This window comes from Flavihumibacter rivuli (assembly GCF_018595685.2).
Lineage (GTDB): Bacteria > Bacteroidota > Bacteroidia > Chitinophagales > Chitinophagaceae > Flavihumibacter > Flavihumibacter rivuli.
In genome coordinates, this window is record NZ_CP092334.1 from 18,315 (window position 1) to 36,807 (window position 18,493).

The 18,493-nt window shown below is 47.0% G+C and carries 16 protein-coding genes; 5 read left to right on the forward strand and 11 right to left on the reverse strand.

The annotated features are described in order from the left end of the window. Positions 1 to 133: 133 nt before the first annotated feature. On the forward strand, positions 134 to 2,995 hold the full coding sequence (gene uvrA, locus KJS94_RS00090; RefSeq protein WP_214446731.1) for an excinuclease ABC subunit UvrA: 2,862 nt from the start codon (positions 134 to 136) through the stop codon (positions 2,993 to 2,995). 211 nt (positions 2,996 to 3,206) lie between these two features. On the opposite strand, the gene KJS94_RS00095 is transcribed toward uvrA, so the two are convergent. The 9 genes from KJS94_RS00095 to aspS form a co-directional block, all read right to left on the reverse strand. Next, positions 3,207 to 3,605: a T9SS type A sorting domain-containing protein gene (locus KJS94_RS00095; RefSeq protein ID WP_214446732.1), complete on the reverse strand. Its 399-nt coding sequence runs from the start codon at positions 3,603 to 3,605 to the stop codon at positions 3,207 to 3,209. Between the two features lie 58 nt (positions 3,606 to 3,663). Beyond that, positions 3,664 to 4,629 (reverse strand): hypothetical protein, encoded by a 966-nt coding sequence (locus KJS94_RS00100; RefSeq protein WP_214446733.1) that lies wholly within the window; start codon positions 4,627 to 4,629, stop codon positions 3,664 to 3,666. 143 nt (positions 4,630 to 4,772) lie between these two features. Beyond that, positions 4,773 to 5,225: a GNAT family N-acetyltransferase gene (locus tag KJS94_RS00105; protein ID WP_214446734.1), complete on the reverse strand. Its 453-nt coding sequence runs from the start codon at positions 5,223 to 5,225 to the stop codon at positions 4,773 to 4,775. 73 nt (positions 5,226 to 5,298) lie between these two features. Further along, positions 5,299 to 6,561, reverse strand: coding sequence for a replication-associated recombination protein A (locus KJS94_RS00110; protein ID WP_214446735.1), 1,263 nt, complete (start codon positions 6,559 to 6,561; stop codon positions 5,299 to 5,301). A 53-nt stretch (positions 6,562 to 6,614) separates the two neighbouring features. After that, positions 6,615 to 7,556 carry a transglutaminase family protein gene (locus tag KJS94_RS00115; RefSeq protein ID WP_214446736.1) on the reverse strand — a complete coding sequence of 314 codons (942 nt, stop codon included), beginning with the start codon at positions 7,554 to 7,556 and terminating at the stop codon, positions 6,615 to 6,617. Between the two features lie 9 nt (positions 7,557 to 7,565). Continuing rightward, positions 7,566 to 8,507 carry an alpha-E domain-containing protein gene (locus tag KJS94_RS00120; RefSeq protein WP_214446737.1) on the reverse strand — a complete coding sequence of 314 codons (942 nt, stop codon included), beginning with the start codon at positions 8,505 to 8,507 and terminating at the stop codon, positions 7,566 to 7,568. A 24-nt stretch (positions 8,508 to 8,531) separates the two neighbouring features. Further along, positions 8,532 to 9,983, reverse strand: coding sequence for a circularly permuted type 2 ATP-grasp protein (locus tag KJS94_RS00125; RefSeq protein ID WP_214446738.1), 1,452 nt, complete (start codon positions 9,981 to 9,983; stop codon positions 8,532 to 8,534). Positions 9,984 to 10,077: 94 nt separating this feature from the next. After that, positions 10,078 to 10,596, reverse strand: coding sequence for a hypothetical protein (locus KJS94_RS00130; protein ID WP_214446739.1), 519 nt, complete (start codon positions 10,594 to 10,596; stop codon positions 10,078 to 10,080). Between the two features lie 127 nt (positions 10,597 to 10,723). Then, the gene (gene aspS / locus KJS94_RS00135; protein WP_214446740.1) at positions 10,724 to 12,550 is read right to left on the reverse strand and encodes an aspartate--tRNA ligase; all 1,827 of its coding nucleotides are present in this window, start codon (positions 12,548 to 12,550) and stop codon (positions 10,724 to 10,726) included. A gap of 101 nt (positions 12,551 to 12,651) precedes the next feature. Between aspS and KJS94_RS00140 the strand changes: the two genes are divergently transcribed. The 4 genes from KJS94_RS00140 to KJS94_RS00155 all read left to right on the forward strand — a co-directional run bounded on the left by KJS94_RS00140 (position 12,652) and on the right by KJS94_RS00155 (position 16,716). Further along, positions 12,652 to 13,485, forward strand: coding sequence for a zinc-dependent peptidase (locus tag KJS94_RS00140; RefSeq protein ID WP_214446741.1), 834 nt, complete (start codon positions 12,652 to 12,654; stop codon positions 13,483 to 13,485). Positions 13,486 to 13,693: 208 nt separating this feature from the next. After that, positions 13,694 to 14,872 (forward strand): hypothetical protein, encoded by a 1,179-nt coding sequence (locus KJS94_RS00145; RefSeq protein ID WP_214446742.1) that lies wholly within the window; start codon positions 13,694 to 13,696, stop codon positions 14,870 to 14,872. Further along, entirely contained in the window at positions 14,865 to 15,617 is a 753-nt protein-coding gene (locus tag KJS94_RS00150) for a hypothetical protein (protein WP_214446743.1), read from the forward strand. Before KJS94_RS00145 ends, KJS94_RS00150 begins: the two co-directional genes overlap by 8 nt. Before the next feature lie 301 nt (positions 15,618 to 15,918). Next, positions 15,919 to 16,716, forward strand: coding sequence for a zinc-dependent peptidase (locus KJS94_RS00155; RefSeq protein ID WP_214446744.1), 798 nt, complete (start codon positions 15,919 to 15,921; stop codon positions 16,714 to 16,716). A gap of 60 nt (positions 16,717 to 16,776) precedes the next feature. Here KJS94_RS00155 and KJS94_RS00160 read toward each other — a convergent pair whose 3' ends face one another. Beyond that, on the reverse strand, positions 16,777 to 17,190 hold the full coding sequence (locus KJS94_RS00160) for a hypothetical protein (protein WP_239804227.1): 414 nt from the start codon (positions 17,188 to 17,190) through the stop codon (positions 16,777 to 16,779). 112 nt (positions 17,191 to 17,302) lie between these two features. After that, positions 17,303 to 18,379 (reverse strand): NAD(P)/FAD-dependent oxidoreductase, encoded by a 1,077-nt coding sequence (locus tag KJS94_RS00165; protein ID WP_214446746.1) that lies wholly within the window; start codon positions 18,377 to 18,379, stop codon positions 17,303 to 17,305. Between the last annotated feature and the right edge of the window lie 114 nt (positions 18,380 to 18,493).

The window sequence follows — 18,493 nt, forward strand, 5'->3', positions numbered from 1 at the left end:
TTATTGATTAATGGTAATAGAATTCAATAGACATTACAAAAATATTTAATTCAATAATGCCGTCAAAATCTACTATCCCGGCATCATTTTCAACCAAAGGCGGACGGGCTTGTTTTATCTTTGAACGGCAATTATGAAAAGAAGACCCAAAGATCAGGAACTAAGCGAAGAAAGCATCAATGTTTTTGGTGCGCGTGAACACAACCTGAAGAATATTGATATCCATATTCCCAAGAATAAATTAGTGGTATTTACGGGCGTAAGTGGCAGCGGTAAATCCTCCCTTGCTTTCGATACCATATATAACGAAGGCCAGCGTCGGTACATGGAGAGTTTTAGTGCCTATGCCCGGCAATTCATCGGTGATATGGAACGGCCTGATGTAGACAAGATCACCGGGCTGTCCCCTGTTATTTCCATTGAACAAAAGACGACAAATAAGAACCCCCGTTCAACTGTTGGTACCATTACCGAAGTATATGATTTCCTCCGGCTGCTTTTTGCAAGGGCAGGGGAAGCCTATAGCTACAATACCGGTAAGAAGATGACCAAGTTCAGTGAGGAAGAGATCGTAGAGAATATCTACCATAAATACAAAGGGAAAAAGATAAGTATCCTGGCCCCTTTGATAAGGGGACGTAAGGGCCATTACCGCGAATTGTTTGAAGATGTCCGCAAGAAAGGATACCTGAAGGTACGTGTGGATGGTGAGATCAAGGACCTGGTACCAAAGATGCAGGTGGACCGATACAAGATCCACGATATTGAAGTAGTGGTGGACAGGATGGCTGTTTCGGAAGACATGCGCCTCAGGTTAAGCCAGAGTGTGCAAAAGTCCCTGCAGGTAGGGAAGGACCTGATGTTCCTGCATCTACAGGATACGGATAAGGTGGTACAATACAGTAAGCAGTTGATGTGTGAGGATACGGGCATCAGTTATGAAGAGCCTTCGCCCAATAGCTTCTCCTTTAACTCTCCCTATGGTGCCTGCCCAACCTGTAAGGGCCTTGGCACAGTGTACCAGGTAAGCATGGAACAGGTGATACCTGATTGGTCGCTAAGTATCAAGGAAGGTGCCATTGCTCCTTTGGGTGAAGAAAGGGATGCATATGTGTTCCGGCAAGTGCAGCAGGTTGCCAAAAAGTATAAAATCGATTTGAAGAAGCCGGTCAAGGAATTGTCGACTGCTGCGTTGAATGTAATTCTCTATGGAAATGAAGCAGGCAATAACGAAGAGATCATCGATTTTGACGAGTTCGATTCCGGTGCAAGGGTATATGCGGAAGAATTTGAAGGAGTGATCCCCCAACTGAGAAGGTGGTTTGCCGGCAGCAGCACTTCCGAGGCCATACGCGAATGGGCGGAAGGCTTTATGGAATTGACCACCTGTTCCACCTGTAATGGGGCGAGGTTGAGAAAGGAGAGCTTGTGGTTCAGGATAGATGGGCGAAATATTTCTGAGTTGAGCGAGTTGAACCTCGATCAGTTGATGACCTGGTTCACTGGAATCGAAAAGCGGCTGTCCGATCGCCAGAATGTGATCAGTAAGGATATCCTGAAGGAGATAAGGGAACGCCTTCAATTCCTGCTGGATGTTGGCCTGACCTACCTTACGCTGAACCGTTCTTCCAAAACCCTGAGTGGTGGTGAATCCCAACGCATCAGGCTGGCTACCCAGATCGGTTCCCAGTTGCAGGGCATCACCTATGTGTTGGATGAGCCCAGTATCGGTCTTCACCAGCGCGATAACCACAGGTTGATCACGGCCCTTCAAAACCTTAGGGATATCGGCAACAGTGTACTGGTGGTGGAGCATGACAAGGATATCATGATGGCAGCTGATCACCTGGTGGATATTGGTCCTCGAGCGGGTAAGCATGGGGGTGAGATCGTTGCCCAGGGAACACCGCAGGATGTATTGGCATTTGGGTCCGATACGGCCAAATACCTGAGTGGGGAAAAAAGGATAGCTGTTCCCGAAGAACGAAGAAAGGGCACGGGAAAATTCCTTGAACTGAAGGGTGCCAAAGGAAATAACCTCAAGAATGTTAGTGTGAAATTTCCCCTGGGAAAATTGATACTGGTAACTGGGGTAAGTGGGAGTGGTAAGTCCACCCTCATCAATGAGACGCTTTACCCGATCCTGAGCAGGCATTGCTACGACTCTAAACAGAAGCCGATGGACTATGCTTCTGTCAAAGGCCTTGAACATATTGATAAAGTGATCGAGATTGACCAGTCGCCCATTGGCAGGACACCCCGGAGTAATCCGGCTACCTACTGTGGATTCTTTACAGAGATCCGCCAACTCTTTGCAGCGGTTCCCGAAGCAAAGATCCGCGGCTATAGTGCCGGGCGTTTTTCCTTTAATGTCAAGGGCGGACGCTGCGATCTCTGCGAGGGTGGTGGTATGCGCGTGATCGAGATGAACTTCCTCCCCGATGTTTATGTGCATTGTGAAAAATGTAATGGCAAGCGGTACAACCGCGAAACCCTGGAGATAAGGTACAAGGGGAAGTCGATCAGCGATGTGCTCGATATGACAGTTGATGAAGCCGTTGAGTTTTTCCAGGCTGTTCCTTATCTGTACCGTAAGATCAAAGTGCTGCAGGAAGTGGGATTAGGTTATATCACACTCGGACAATCAGCGGTTACCCTCAGCGGTGGTGAAGCGCAACGCGTGAAGTTGGCGACCGAGTTGTCGAAAAGGGATACCGGGAAGACCTTCTACATCCTTGATGAACCTACTACCGGGCTTCATTTCCAGGATATCCAGAACCTGCTGGATGTTTTGAACAAATTGGTGGAAAGGGGGAATACGGTTTTGGTCATTGAGCACAACCTGGATGTGATCAAGGTTGCCGACCATGTCATTGACCTGGGGCCTGAAGGGGGCGATGGTGGCGGAAGGATATTGTTTGAGGGAACCCCTGAAGCGATGGTAAAAGTGAAGGAGAGCCATACTGCCCGTTTCCTGAAAGAGGAACTCAGGTAGGATAAGGCTAAAAAACAAACCGCCGGCAATTGCTCATCGCCGGCGGTTGAGGATACTGGATAGTCAGTCTTTTTCCAATAAGCAGTGGCAGTTCAATCAATAAAACCTTTTTTAAAGGGTAACTGATGATAGGGAACGGATCAGGTTTTGACAAACCGGATATATAGATTCTATTAATCTCCCTGCCGCTTATTGGTTATGTCTTCATTCATTAATGCACAGTAATTAATCCATCTTCAATCTTCTCATCATTGCTCATTACGGAGAACTGGTAGGATCCTTTTTCCAGTTGGGACAGGACAGTGGTTTCCCTGTTCCTTACCTGGCTTTGTTTGATCAGGCGCCCATCACAATTAAAGAGCAATAGTTGGTAGACCCTTCCTTCTGCACCACTGGCGCTAAAGAAGATCACTTTATGGGAAGCATTTGGATAGATATTGACCTTGTATTTACTACTGCATGAATTTTTCTTAATGGTGATACTGTCTTTGTTGGTTTTCGCGGGCTTGCTTCCATTATCCAGATTAGCAAGGACGGGTGAGACATTGGTCAATGTCAGTCCTGCGATCAGGAGAAGGCAATAAGCCTTGTTTAGGGTTCGGGTTTTCATTTCCTTAGGATTGGTTAGGAGGAAAGAAACGGGTACGGATTTTTTATAGGTTTAGGGTTTAGAAACGTAAGGTTGGGCACCTTGTTGAGTTATACCAATCGTTGCCTCTTCCAAGCCTGAAACTCAACTTAAAACCGAAGGAATAATAGGCGTCCATATTGGTCGAGGTTCCCCTTTTGTCACCAGGACCAAAACCTGCACTTGCACTACTGCTCTGGTCGGTTTTGTTGGCCATCCTCCTGGCCAATTGGGCTTTTTGTGAACCCATTCCAAAATATTTGTCGAATAGGTTAGGGTCTATGTAAGTTGTACTGACATCATCAATGTAATCTGTAAAGGTCTTCCTGTGGATCACTTCCAAGGCAATAGAAAAGTTATCACTCATGAAGTATTTAACACCCAGGCCCATTGGGATATTGATCTGCGTTAGTTTATAGGGCTTGCGGTCAGGGTACTCCTCGAAGCCTTGTCCCTCTGTACTCAGGTCTTTCAGGTTAACCCATTCGCCTGTTAACGGATCGGTTCCCTGTGGATTGAAATTGAATACGCCCACACCGATCAAACCATAGGGGCGCCACTTTTTGTAAGTGTCTTCCCTGTCATATTCCATGAATACTGTGGGATAAACTTCAGCTGCAACGAATGCTTCAAAAAGCCTGCTCCTGAAATCAGAGTTCCTGAATTTCCTGGCTTCTTCCAATCCACCCTGCCCCTTGATGATCTCATCTTCTCCCTGCAGTTTGCCGATGTTCATGGCAAGCCTTATACCCAGCCATTGGGTTGGATTGGTGGTAATGTGACCGCCCAACATGAATGTGGTAAGCGGAATATTATTGTCTTTAAGGAATGTGGTGCCTCTTCCTTTATTGCCTCCAAGGTCGCCCAGAAAATTGGATGGGCCGAAGGTAATACCGGCTTCCGTGTTATTGAATAACCTGATCTGGCTGAATGAGACCTGTGTGAATGCCAAGGCAAGGAAGGATAAGGCACATTTACGCAAAAGGATAGGTAAATGGTGTTTCATGAATATCAGATTTAGTTTTCGAACGGTTACCTGGATTGTGGAAATGCCATGGTGAGCATTCTATCCATATTAACGACATGAAATATGGGTGTCGTATGGAATGGGAAAAGTTTTTTTGCCGTTCGTAAAACTACCTGATGAAACTACGTGCCTGGCATTCGCATCTCTACGTGTTCGATGCCATCTTCCAGGTAAATATCCCCTTCTGCGATAAAACCAAGGGAAGCGTAAAACTTTTTCAGGTAGAGTTGTGCGCCTATCCTGATGGGACCGTTCCCAAATAATTTCCTGCAGGCGCTAATGGATTCCAGCATGAGTTCCCTGCCTATTCCTGTTCCCCGCACTGCAGGTGAGCTGACCACCCTTCCAATGGACATCTCTTCGTAAGAAAGCCCTGGGGGAAGCAGCCTGGTATAAGCGGCCAGTAATCCATCCTGCCAGCCCATGAGATGCCAGCTGGACTGGTCCTTGTTGTCCATGTCGAGGAAGACGCAATTTTGCTCCACCACAAATACTTCGCTCCTCAGTCTTAAAATTTGGTATAACTCTTCCGGGGTCAACTCCCCGAATTGCTTAAGTTGCCAGTTGGTCTTCATGGTTGCTTCGATTGTCAGGTCTTTTGATTGCGGGCTTGGAATAATTTGTTTGTATAGCTAAGGCTATTTTGTTTCAATACCGGTATTTCTGTTGCCATCTTTCCCTCAGGAATTTCCGCATTTCCTCTTCCCTTGCATTTTTGCCTGGATCGTAGAACACATGGCCGCTAAGGGAATCAGGAAGGAATTCCTGTTCCGCGAAATTGTTGGCATAATCATGGGAATATTTATAGCCCTGGCTATACCCCATTTCTTTCATCAGTTTGGTAGGGGCATTCCTGATATGCAAGGGAACGGGCAGGTCGCCTGTTGACCTTACCATGGCAAGCGCTTTGTCAATGGCAAGGTAAGATGCGTTGCTCTTTGGACTGGTAGCGAGGTAAATGGTGCATTGGGAGAGGATGATCCTGGCTTCGGGATTGCCGATCTTGCTTACTGCATCAAAGCTGGCATTTGCCAATAGTAATGCATTGGGATTGGCATTGCCAATATCTTCGCTTGCAAGGATCACCAGCCGCCTCGCAATAAACTTAATGTCTTCCCCGCCTTCGATCATCCTTGCCAGCCAATAAACAGCGGCATTGGGGTCACTGCCCCTGATCGATTTGATAAAGGCGGAGATGATATCATAATGCTGTTCACCCTGCTTGTCATAGAGGGCTATCTTTTGCTGGGCAACCTTCATTACCCAATCATCGGTTATGACAACTGGTTGGTTGGCAGGTACAGCCTGTACGACCAGTTCAAACAAGTTCAGCAACTTACGGGCATCCCCACCCGAGATCCTGATCAGGGCACCGTATTCCTTCAGCTCAATATTTTTTTCATGCAGCCAGCTGTCTTGCTCCATTGCCTGCCTTAGTAGTCCCACAAGACTGGATTCATCAAGGGCTTTCAGTACATAAACCTGGCACCTGCTCAGGAGGGCGCTGTTAACCTCAAAGGAGGGGTTCTCAGTAGTAGCGCCGATAAGGGTGATGGTGCCTTTTTCAACTGCTCCCAGTAAGGCATCCTGCTGGGCCTTATTGAACCGATGGATCTCATCAATGAAGAGAATGGCCTTATCCTGGTTCCTGGCAGTTTCTATCACCTCCCTCACTTCTTTTACTCCAGATGAAATGGCGCTCAGGGTGTAAAAGGGAACATTCAGGGTATGGGCAATGATATTCGCGATGGTAGTCTTACCTACCCCGGGAGGACCCCAAAGGATCATGGAGGGTACCATTCCTTTCTCAATGGCATTGCGCAAAATACTTCCCTTACCGGTAAGGTGGTCCTGACCGGTAAGCTCGTCGAGGGTTCTTGGCCTTAATCTTTCTGCAAGTGGTGATGCCATTTCCTGGATCTTTATCAGGACAAAGCTAATGAATGCTGCACTAGTGTTTTAAGTTATTGCTGGTGGGAGATTTCATCAGGGGAAATTGTTGCCTGGGAGTAGCTGGTGTTGATTGGATGGAATACCTGGTTTTTTTCTTCAAACTTGTGCCCATCTTCGTAACCAACAGCAACATAAACATATAGGGATTGCTCAGATGAGCCTTTGAAGGTCCCTTTAACCGGGGAGCAATCTGTAAAATTCCTTCCTACAGCTAATTTTACATGATTGTTGGTTGCCCAGATATTATTGGTGGGGTCTATTCCCGCCCATCCAAATCCCGGTATCCATGTTTCTACCCATGCATGTGTGGCTCCTTCCCCCCTCAAGCCGTTCTTGTTTGGACATATATACCCGCTGACATACCTGCTCGGGATCTTAAGGCTGCGCAGAACTTGTAACATTACATGGGCAAAGTCCTGGCAAACGCCAGAGCGGTGGGCAATGATTTCGTCAACCGTGGTTTCTACATCAGTGATTCCTTTTATATAATTGAAATGGTGGTAAATGAATCTTGAACAATCCTGCACCGTAGCTGCAACACTTTTCCATGGTTGGTAGATCTGTTGCAGGATTTCCGTGATTGCCTGTTGGTTGGTTATCTGGTCAGCTTTGGTTAACTCCAGCAGTTGAAGGTTGTTGTTCACTTCCAGCTCCAGGGTTTCAAATCCGGTATTGAAATTTAGGTGCTTGTCGTTGCCTTGAAGCGTTCTCACAATCAGGCGGCTTTCAATGGAAAGTCCTGAATGTGGTGCCAAGATGTTAAAAATGCCTGTCTTATTTCCCCAGTAATCAGAAAAAAGATGGACTTCGGGATCTCCTGTAATGGTTAGTTCATGTGACAATACCTCCTGGTCTTCGCAATTGAATGGGAATATCCTGATCTCATTCACGCTTTCAATGACAGGTCGGCTATATTCATAGCTGGTTATATGGTGGATCTTGAAGGTTGGCATAGCTGAAAGTTAGGAGTATGAAAAGAAAAGCTGGCTAAGTTGGTTGTTGAATTGCAGGAGGTCATCCTTTAATTGCTTTAAGTACCGGTCTAGCCCGATTGAACGGATTGTGTCCAGGTCTGCATACTCAACCGCGCTGTGCAACTTTCCAAATGATCTTTTTAGTTTATTGGCTTCTTCAGTTTCATTGGTAGAAATCACTTTCAATAAGTAAAATCCGATCCTGTCAAGGCAGTAAATCACTGACCGGGTGAATTGTTTATTGAATATGATTTGGTCGGCTATATTGGCATTGTAGCTGGTGCTGCGATAGGTTTTAAGATGGAGTTCATACCCGGAAAGGGAGAACAGGAGGCTTCTCCAGTAAAGGATATCCGTTGATTCCTGAAGTTCATAGCCTTGTTCCCCGAAATGCCGGTCTGAAAGATCAATGGTGATAATGGCACGTTCAATGAATTTACCCAGTGTCATGAAATTCCAGCCTGCATTTCTGGGCATGGTACTGTCAGTTACCCCATTGTATAAGGTTAGTTGTGTGGTTAGCTGTTGCAATGCCTGGAGTGTTTCATTTCTTGCCATCCTTTGCTGGAGGAGCGGGTTGTTGATGAGATGATAGATATGGTTGATTTGCTCCCAAACCTCCTTGGTGATATGGTCTTGAGCGCCACGGGCATTTTCCCTTGCCCTAGTCACCATTACCCTTATAGCATTTGTGTTGATCACATCATAGACCAGGTGCTGAACCAGGGCTGCCGGTTCCTGCTCAAGGGAAGCGATCATTTGTTCGTTTGCAGCACTGAACATCTGGGCTATATGTTGCCACTGCCGATGGCTGAACTCTCCTTTGTCCAGGGAAAATGCATAATTGGTATACATGATCCTCAATAATGCATCTGTTCTTTCAAGATATCTGCTTTGCCAAAAAAGGGCATCTGCAATTCTGCTTAGCATAGTTTTGATTGATGGTAAGAATGATTAACCGTGATTCAATACCCAGGTATCCTTGCTTCCGCCTCCCTGGGATGAATTCACTACAAGGGAGCCTTTTTTTAAGGCAACCCTGGTCAGGCCACCGGGAACTATCTTTATGCCGTTCGGGCCGTATAGTGCGAAGGGGCGAAGGTCCACATGCCTGGGTTCAAATCGGTTTTGGAAGAAACAGGGTACCGAGGAGAGGTTGATGATCGGTTGCGCAATGAAGTTCCTGGGATCCTTTTCTACAGCCTCCCGCATGTCTTTCATTTCCTGTTCTGTTGCCTTATTCCCGATCAGCATTCCATATCCCCCTGATTGGTTGGTGCGCTTGATTACCATTTTTTCCATATTCTGGAAAGTGTATTCACGGGCTTCCTGTTCCGCCATTTGATAGGTCGGCACATTTTTAAGGATAGGTTCCTCATTCAGGTAATACCTGATCATAGCCGGGACATAGGCATATATGGCCTTGTCATCGGCAACACCATTTCCAAATGCATTTACAATGGCAACGGTTCCCTTCCTGTAGGCGCTCAAAATACCCGGTATACCCAGTGCACTATCCGGCCTGAAAACAAGCGGGTCCATATATTCATCATCTATCCTCCTGTAGATGACGTCTACCTGCTTTAATCCCATGGTGGTTTTCATATAGACCTTATGGTTGTTCACAAGGAGGTCCCTGCCTTCCACCAGTGGTATGCCCATTTGTCGTGCCAGGAAACTATGTTCATAATAGGCCGAATTATATACGCCGGGTGTCAACAGCACCACTGTTGGATGGGCCAACTGCCTGGGAGCGAGGGACACCAATATGTTGTATAATTCAATGGGGTAATTGTTGACCATCCTGACACCATTGGAGGATAGCAGGTCAGGGAAGAGCCGCTTGGTGACTTCCCGGTTCTCCAACATGTAGGAAACGCCTGATGGGGTCCTCAGGTTATCTTCCAGTACATAAAAGTGGCCATCTTCTCCGCGTATCAGGTCAATGCCGGAAATGTGGACATAGATATCATAAGGAACCCTGATGCCAAATACCTCCCTGGTGTATTGTGGGCAGGAGGCAATCAATTCAGCAGGTACAATATTGTCCTTCAGGATAAGCTGATCAGAATAAATGTCCTTAAGAAACAGGTTGAGTGCTTTTAGTCTTTGCTTTATACCCGATTCTATATTTGTCCATTCAGACGCGGTAATAATCCTGGGTATGATGTCAAATGGGAAAATCCTTTCTATTCCTTCATTCTCGCTGTATACGGTAAAGGTGATGCCCTGATTCAGGAACAGTTGACTGGCCATTTCGTCCTTTTCAGATAATGCCCCGGCTGTCATTTGTTGCAGGGCATTAAATAAATGCTGGTACTGTGGCCTGATGCCATTTGTTGTATACATTTCATCCCAGCATTGCTGGGTGGGCTGGTAATTGGAAAATATCGGGTTATCCTGCATATGGTATAGGTATAAAAAAAGGACTGCTGCCTATTGTCAGACAAGCAATCCGTTAGTTGTAATATAGTATTTTTTTCTATACCGAAAACAAAACTCAGGGGTTATTGGTAGTTCCTGGCAGGTCAAATGCGTCTGCATGGATTTTCAATAACCTGAAGGTGCTGAAGATATGGACAAGCAACAGCACACTATAAACCAGCATGAACTTCAACAGGAATCCCATGAATTTGGTCATCATTTCTTCCATGCCTTCTACGCTGGATTTCTGCATGGACATGGCCTGTTCAAGGATATCATTCAGCAGTGCGGGATTCATGATCAGCGATATGCATTGGATAGCAGTAAGGGAGGCAAAGGCGAGGGCCCCATAGCCGTTGACCCTTGTCAGGTCACGCAGTGAGGTTTTGCAATACATATGTGCATCAATACCGCGGGTGAGGAAGCGCCAGCTGCAATAGCTATAGATCACCACGCAGGCCACCATGAAAGTAGGAAGGAGCAAAACCGGGTTGGCCAGTGCTGCCATCAGGAAGGTGAGCAATAACATGGCCATGAATGCGCCGATCAGGAAAATAATATAGGTCAGAATACGGTAGATAGTAAGATTGTTCATAATGGTCAAAAGGTGCTTAGGGAAGAATTAACCTTCACTGCCAAATGTACGAAGGACGGCCTTCATAAAATGAAAAACCTACCGGGTAAAGGCCCGGTAGGTCAATGAAGATTGTATTCAAAGATCCTTATTTGAGGTCTAGTTTGATCTGCAGTTCATCGAACTGTTTTGCGTCAATGGCTGAGGGGGCATCCAGCATTACATCGCGGCCGCTATTGTTCTTGGGGAAAGCGATGAAATCACGGATGCTTTCGCTGCCACCCAGAATGGCACAAAGGCGGTCGAAGCCAAAAGCTATGCCTCCATGTGGCGGGGCACCATATTCGAAGGCTCCCAGCAGGAACCCGAATTTATGGTTGGCTTCTTCCTTGCTCATGCCCAGGGCATCAAACATCTTTTCCTGCAATTCACGCTGGAAGATCCTGATCGAGCCGCCGCCGATCTCATTCCCGTTCAATACCATGTCGTAGGCATTGGCCTTGATGTTCGCATAGGGATGCTTGAGGTATTCGGCCGGATTGTCGATCACCGGGTTGTTATTGATCATGATATCGATATGTGCAGGTTTGGGAGAAGTGAAGGGATGGTGGCGGGCAACCCAACGGTTCTCTTCCTCTGCATATTCGAAGAGTGGGAAGTCCAATACCCAAAGCAGTTTGAACTCATCCTTCTTCCTCAGGCCAAGTTTTTCGCCCATTTCCAAACGCAGTTCGCTGGTGGCTTTCCTGGTACGTTCCTCCCTTCCTGCCAGGATTAGGATCAGGTCGCCGGTTTGGGCTCCACAGATATCCGCTAAGGCCTTCAGTTTGTCCTCAGGGAAGAACTTGTCAACACTGCTCTTGTAGCTGCCATCTGTATTGCACTTGATGTACACCAGGCCGTTCATGCCGATCTGGGGACGCTTCACCCACTCTGTCAGTTCATCCAGTTGCTTCCGGGTATATTCGCTGCATCCGGGCACTGCAATGGCCAGGACGGTCTCTGCTTCATTGAACACCTTGAAGCCACTTTCTTCAAAGATCTTCAAGGCTTCAGGATGGCCGGATTGGCCTTCGAATGCGGTCTTGAAGTTGGTCAACTCCATGCCAAAGCGGATATCGGGCTTGTCGTTACCGAAACGCAGCATGGCATCGTTCCAGGTCATGCGCTCCACCTTATCGGTATAATCGATGTTCTTCACATCCTTGAAAATGCGCTTGATCAGGCCTTCGAACATGTTCAGGATATCCTCCTGTTCCACAAAGCTCATTTCGCAGTCGATCTGGGTAAATTCCGGCTGGCGGTCTGCGCGCAGGTCTTCATCCCTGAAACACTTTACTACCTGGTAGTAACGGTCATAACCACTTACCATCAGCAATTGCTTGAAGGTCTGCGGGCTCTGGGGAAGGGCGTAGAATTGTCCGGGGTTCATGCGTGAAGGAACCACGAAGTCGCGGGCACCTTCCGGGGTCGACTTGATCAGGAAGGGTGTTTCAATATCCATGAAATGATTTTCATGGAGGTAGTTCCTTGCGGACCTGTTCACTGCGTAACGCAACTCCAGGTTGCGCTTCACCGCATTACGGCGAAGGTCAAGGTAACGGAATTTCATCCTCAGGTCATCACCGCCGTCCGTATCATCCTGGATAGTAAAGGGTGGGGTGGCAGCCTTATTGAGAATGCTAAAGCTGATTACTTCAAGTTCTATGTCGCCCGTAGGGATATTGGGGTTCTTATTACTCCTTTCCACGACCTTGCCTTTCACTTGCAGTACAAACTCCCTGCCCAATGGCTGGCTATCGAGCTGGGCGTTGAGTCCTTCCCCGAAAAGGAGTTGGGTAATGCCATACCGGTCGCGCAGGTCCACAAAAGTGATGCTTCCGAATTTTCTTACCGTTTGAACCCAACCGGCAAGGGTCACTTCCTGGTTCACGTGGCTGATGCGCAATTCACCACAGGTATGCGATCTATACATAATGCTGTTGTTTTTCGGTCTTTTTCAATGAGGTGCAAAGGTAAAGCTTAGGCTTTGTCTGGCAAAAGGGGGAAATCGGCTGAAATGATTAGATTTAAGGTATGACCCTGATCCTGGCCGTATTCGGAACCTGCTTTGTCCTGGTTTTAGCCCTCTGGGGCTATGAGCGCTTGCGTTATGGGCGTGCCATGGTCCTGAAAGCTGAGGCGCACCAGCAGGGAGACCAGGCGGATTATGCAATGGAAAACCCGGAATGGGAGCATTATCACCAATGGCTGAATGAACACCACGCCTATTACAGGTCGCTGAGTGAGATCAATAAGACCAGGTTCCTAAGGAGGGTACTGCACTTCATGCACAACAAGGAATTTGAATACGTTGACCTGGAACCTATTCCCCTGATGCCTTTGCTGATCAGCGCTGCCGCTATCCAATTGACCTTCGGACTGGAGGAATTCAGGCTGGATCAATTTGAGAAGATCTATGTTGTTCGAACCGCATATCGGATGCACGGGAGGCCCCAGGCCTTGGAAGGCCATGTTAACCAAACGGGTATTTACCTGAGTTGGGAGCATATCTACAAAGCTTACGCAGACCATAGCGAAGTGGGTAATGTAGGCATCCATGAGATGGCACATGCCCTGGCCTATATGAACCATAAGGAAGGGGCAGGGGTAAATAAAGTTTTCAGGGATAAGTTCAAGGCTTTTTCCCGCGCGGCTGCCCCGGTTTACCAAAAACTCAGGCACGGCCAGTCTTCCATATTCGGGGATTACGCGACCACAGATTTCCACGAGTTCTGGGCTGTTGCTGCAGAGGTGTTTTTTGGGAAGCCACTACAGTTCAGGGCTGCAGAGCCTGAACTCTACCAGCAACTCTGTATACTGCTGAACCAGGATCCCATTGAGGTATATGGACTGGGTGGCAAATCCTGAATACCTATTCCCATTGACTTTTAATTGACTTGCCTTTAGGGGCAGGATATGAAATACCGTTAAAACACGGGTTGTTTCAATCCCCACTACTTGCTTATTTCGTAGGCATAAGTTTCCGTTTATCCGCTGTTGCTATTTCCCCAATTCGTCCCCATCCATCAGTTAGTTCTTTCATTTAATATTTATTCATTTTTTAAACCAAAGATTTATGAGGCAGAGTGCTTTTTGTAGAGGTGTAGGGTTATTAATCTTTGTTGGTTCACTTTTTATGGTGGCCTGTCAGAAGAACCAGGAACCGGATGCGCGGGGACCGGTAACAGATCAAAGGGATGGACGAGAAGAAGGGCGGACCTTTCTCCAGCAGTTGGGATTAAAGGCGGGTGATTCGGCCCGCATGGTGATCACTGAGGCGATCAATAGCCTGGATAAACCAGGGTTGCAAACAATTGAAGTAGCTGAAGGGGAAAGGATATGGGTGTTCCCCATGAACACAGCGGTAAAACTCCAGTTTGGCCTTTCGAGGTTCTCCCCGGATAAGCAAAGGATGGTAGTATTGAGAAGCAAAGCGGGGAAATTCACCACCGGTAATATCATTGAATTCGATCCTTTGCCAGGAGGTGGGAAACTGGAGGGGGAGTCCCTGAAGCAGTACCTGGTGAAAGGGCGCTTGGAAGTGGATGGAACGCTCACCAGTTATAGTCTGGGTGGGGCCTTGCTGGGCCGCTATTCCTTCCGGAATGGTGACATCGAAACCTATGCGGTGCCCCAGGAAAGGAAGCAGGGACCCATGCAGGCAGGCTCCGGCTCGGCCTGGTCATCCGATTGTACCTATTATTTCCTGCTGGTGTATTCAGGTGGTGACCTCGTAGCAACACAATTATTGTCCTATACCTGCGAAACATCAGGTACCTGCGGGGATTATATGCTGGACTGCGGAAGTGGCGGTGGAGGCGGCGGAACGGGTACATCTGTTCCGGAGGATTGTTCAGATGTTGAAAGTAAATTGGGTGGTACAGCCCAGAGTGGTGCCGTAAAGAGTGCTTTTATCTTAAATCAGACCGATATCCGGAAGAAGAGTTACAAATGGATGATCTATAAGCAGAGCCTGGGCATGTTCGCCTTTTATAGCCATGAAATAGCTACCCATAGGCGGGTAAATGGGGTTTGGAGGTTTGAGTCGCTGGTACACCAGACTATTAGTAAAGAAGGGTTCATTCCAATAGGAACAGCTGATGTGACTTTAAATACAGCGGTTTCGCATGTAGGGTTGTATAATGCCATTATGGAGTTAAACTGTACTTACACCACAACATTTTCTTGTAAAGAGTTAAAGTATAGTGGGTCAAGAAATTTCTCAGCCGTTAAAAATTTTCATGTCAATGATTAATTCATTCCTGTTACCGGTCTTCACGTTGATTGCCTTTTTCTCTTGCATAGAGGTAAAACCAGTAAAAGTCATTACCTATTACATGGAGATTCCCCTTGTCCCCAAAGAGGAAGATGATATCCAGTATTTTATTGATTCAATAGATATTATTAACATGGATAGGGATATGATTTATAGATTTCCTTATACAAATCAGCATATACTGGTTGATTACTTCAAAAATGGGGAGGAGACCTGGGATTCGGTAAGGCTTATACCTAAGTTTCGGTTCGTATACGCCCAATTGGGGCAGCGAAAGGGTTATTATACAGACTCGGGCTATAAGGTTTTCCAGCAACCGCTAGATGTGGATTCTATGTTGCTTTCACAAGGTGTTGCACAGGATTCTTTGTTCTTGCCAACACGTTATTTGCTAAAGGATAGCATATATAATAAGGATAAGGGTACCTTGTTCAAACAATATATACTTGTTAATAAACCAGGCCCTGATTATCCCGATACGATAAAATATTGGTTCTCCAGGAATCTTGAGGATTTCCCCTTTACCATATCTCCTACCATGGAAAAATGGAATGGGATGAAGTTGGCCAAGGTCCAGTTTTGGTTTGCGCCATTTGAATATGAGGGTAGACCTTACAAGCAAAGGAGCTTGGTCTTTGGCGCTATTCGGAATGACCGCAAGTATTCGAGGCAACAGGTCGAACAAATGTTAAAAGAGTTGAAACCTGCAGGGATAGCTGACTGACCGGCAAGAGGAATTGGATGATGGATGCTGCGGGAATGGCAAGGAACGGCCTTACCGCAGCATTCTGTTATTCCAGGATAGAAAGGTTCCTTCGTATTTTTACGATGTTTGCTTATTCCTTTCCCAAAATCGGGTAAAACTCTTTTTTCTGTGGAATGTTGTTACTAAATTAGTATAGAAATCAGCCGGATAACCCTAACCCGTACTATTATTTCCTCCTCTGAAAGATCCGAAGTGTTATCCATTACTGTGTTGAACCAGCTTAAACAAGTCGATTTTCTTAACATCAAAGAAGTTCCTTATGGAAATCGTGTTCATTTGTTTGCTGGTATTCTGTACCATCTATGTATTCGATGCCTTGCATCACCGCTTTCACCGGTATCTCCTGTTCCGGCGCCGAAAAGGTTTTGAACAGCATGAGACTTATTTCCGGAGTATCATTTCCCAGAACATCAGGTATTTCAATCGTGTTGACCTGGAGACCCAACAGAAATGGTTGTTCAGGGCCTACCTTTTCTACCGGGCCAAGAAATTCCATTATGTCGGGGTCTCGAAGTCCGATGAAATGCCAATACTGATATCGGCCACCGCCGCGCAGTTGACACTGGGGCTTGAGAATTTTTCGCTTAACTATTTCCGTGATATCTATGTGCTGGAGCATGACTATCACTATGGGTATTATTCATTGCCTTTTATGGGACATGTTGACCATAGCGGGATCTATTTGTCCTGGGATAATTTCCTGCAGGGGTTGAGGACTCCCCATGACAGCAGTAATGTCGGCTTGCATGAAATGGCCCATGCTTTGGCCTATGTGAATTTTGTAACCAGGACCGATGAGGATAAACATTTCAAGAAGGAATTCAGGAACTTCTCAGCCGTTGCCCGTCCCGTATTCCAGGATATGCAAAGAGGCGTGAAGACTTTGCTGGGGGATTATGCTGCCACGAATTACCATGAATTCTGGGCCGTGGCGGTGGAGGTTTTCTTTGAGAACCCTATTCGTTTCCAGCGGGAGTTGCCGGATCTGTATGCAGCAATGGTGCGCTTGCTCAGGCAGGACCCCTATCTTGTCATCACTAAAAGCCTGGTCGCATGAACTGAAAAATACTCGAATAAAAAAGCTGCCCATTAAGGCAGCTTTTTTTATGCAAGATGTTTATTGTGCTTGTGCAACTTCCATAGTGGTTTCCGGAACTTCAACGTCCACGTGCACCATTTTTTGCTGGCGCTTTTCCCTGGGCAGGACATAAGCATAGTAGGAAACAATAAATAATATTCCTATGGAAAATGGTATGGCTGCATAGTACCGTAGAACTTCATCCCTTTCCATGAACTCCACTGTCATCCAGTAACAGTTCGCAATGATCCAGAATAAGACGGCAAGGTTGTGGAAGAGTTCGGATTTCAACTTGCGGGTTTGCCAGGTGATCAGGATGGCGACGGTAAGGGTGGGGAAGATCATAGCTATTCCCAGCGGTTTCCAGAGCATTGCCCAACACATGTCCTTGATCAGCCAAAATACGATGTGGAGATTCTCCACTTTCCGGAACCGCTCCGGAATAGAATACATTCGGGTGTTTGTCATCTACAGCATAAAAGAAATTTTAGACCATATGCTTCCCGAGGGAGAGCCTTAGCGTTGCAAAAATAACCAATGGGGGAAACAATTGGCAAACTAATTCCTAGGCCGATAGTATCCTGCTGAAGCGCTGAATATCAGCCTCTTTCGTGATAGGTTGACCGTGGATCAGGTATTGGGCCAGTTCCCTGGCAAAGTAGGGGGCAAGGGAACAGCCCTTGGTGCCCGTACCATTTAATATGGCCACACGGGGATGTAAAGGGTGAACCCCGACGAATGGCCTCCTTTCTACAGTTGCCGGGCGGATCGCAGACCAATGGTCCACTACCGTAAAGGGGAGTTTCAGCCATTCCGATAATTGCCTGGTCGTCCTCTCCCGGAAACCTGCTGTAGGTTCATCATGAGTGAAACGGTTCTCATAGGTTGAGCCAGCCCAGAAAAAACCAGCATTGCTCTGGTAGCCAAAATGTGGAAAAGGGACAAGCGATAACCCCTTTTTATAAATATGGGTCTGGGGCAGCCCCCTCACTTCCAGTAATAATGCCTCACCCTTGTTGGGCGAGAAAGGGAGCCGGTTGAAATAAGCGGAACCCATTGTTTCCACGCCTCCACAATAGATGATCGTGCCGGCCTCAATATCCCTGTATTGTACATGGTCCGGATAGATTTCCAGTTCATCTTCATTGAATGGTTCCAGCCTGATGCTGTGCTGCCGGACCAGGTGATGTTGCCATTGATTCAGTAAAAGGTTGAGGTCAATGAGCAATGCCGGGTTGATCACCCCAAATCCGAAAGGGGCGGTCATTAGTTGCTCCCAACGCTGGGTGTCGCCGGGGATGCTCAGGTATTCAGTGACCTCCTGGCTTCGGTTTTGGAAAGCCTGTTGCATTTGTTCTGTAGGAAAGGCATGCAGGATATCTACGGTCTGGATGCAGTGGATGCCCAATGCCCTGCCGATGGAGGAATAGGCTTCCAGGGCAAATGGTAATAAGGTTTCAGCCATCCAGGTCTTGGCCAGTACCCTTCCTGTAACGGGATTGATCACGCCGGAAGCGATGCGGGAGGAACTGACCGGTTTACCTTCATCGATCACCATTACACTCTTGCCTTCCTGCATCAGCCACCAGCTGATCCATGTGCCGCATAGGCCCTGGCCAACGATCAGAAAATCCTTTTGCATGTTGCAAAGATAGGATGTGGAGATGTGGAGATGAGAAGATGTGGAGATGTGGGGAGCTCTAGTACTTGCAAGAGTACCTGGTTGATGGTTATGTCGATAAGAAAAGGGTCTCCT

Excerpts from the sequence above, each read along its gene's own strand:
- KJS94_RS00130 (WP_214446739.1), bottom strand. The coding sequence starts at position 10,596 with ATGAACAATCTTACTATCTACCGTATTCTGACCTATATTATTTTCCTG.
- KJS94_RS00115 (WP_214446736.1), bottom strand. The coding sequence starts at position 7,556 with ATGCCAACCTTCAAGATCCACCATATAACCAGCTATGAATATAGCCGA.
- KJS94_RS00150 (WP_214446743.1), top strand. The coding sequence starts at position 14,865 with ATGATTAATTCATTCCTGTTACCGGTCTTCACGTTGATTGCCTTTTTC.
- aspS (WP_214446740.1), bottom strand. The coding sequence starts at position 12,550 with ATGTATAGATCGCATACCTGTGGTGAATTGCGCATCAGCCACGTGAAC.
- KJS94_RS00160 (WP_239804227.1), bottom strand. The coding sequence starts at position 17,190 with ATGTATTCTATTCCGGAGCGGTTCCGGAAAGTGGAGAATCTCCACATC.
- KJS94_RS00110 (WP_214446735.1), bottom strand. The coding sequence starts at position 6,561 with ATGGCATCACCACTTGCAGAAAGATTAAGGCCAAGAACCCTCGACGAG.
- KJS94_RS00125 (WP_214446738.1), bottom strand. The coding sequence starts at position 9,983 with ATGCAGGATAACCCGATATTTTCCAATTACCAGCCCACCCAGCAATGC.
- KJS94_RS00145 (WP_214446742.1), top strand. The coding sequence starts at position 13,694 with ATGAGGCAGAGTGCTTTTTGTAGAGGTGTAGGGTTATTAATCTTTGTT.
- KJS94_RS00100 (WP_214446733.1), bottom strand. The coding sequence starts at position 4,629 with ATGAAACACCATTTACCTATCCTTTTGCGTAAATGTGCCTTATCCTTC.
- KJS94_RS00140 (WP_214446741.1), top strand. The coding sequence starts at position 12,652 with ATGACCCTGATCCTGGCCGTATTCGGAACCTGCTTTGTCCTGGTTTTA.
- KJS94_RS00155 (WP_214446744.1), top strand. The coding sequence starts at position 15,919 with ATGGAAATCGTGTTCATTTGTTTGCTGGTATTCTGTACCATCTATGTA.
- KJS94_RS00165 (WP_214446746.1), bottom strand. The coding sequence starts at position 18,379 with ATGCAAAAGGATTTTCTGATCGTTGGCCAGGGCCTATGCGGCACATGG.
- uvrA (WP_214446731.1), top strand. The coding sequence starts at position 134 with ATGAAAAGAAGACCCAAAGATCAGGAACTAAGCGAAGAAAGCATCAAT.
- KJS94_RS00095 (WP_214446732.1), bottom strand. The coding sequence starts at position 3,605 with ATGAAAACCCGAACCCTAAACAAGGCTTATTGCCTTCTCCTGATCGCA.
- KJS94_RS00120 (WP_214446737.1), bottom strand. The coding sequence starts at position 8,507 with ATGCTAAGCAGAATTGCAGATGCCCTTTTTTGGCAAAGCAGATATCTT.
- KJS94_RS00105 (WP_214446734.1), bottom strand. The coding sequence starts at position 5,225 with ATGAAGACCAACTGGCAACTTAAGCAATTCGGGGAGTTGACCCCGGAA.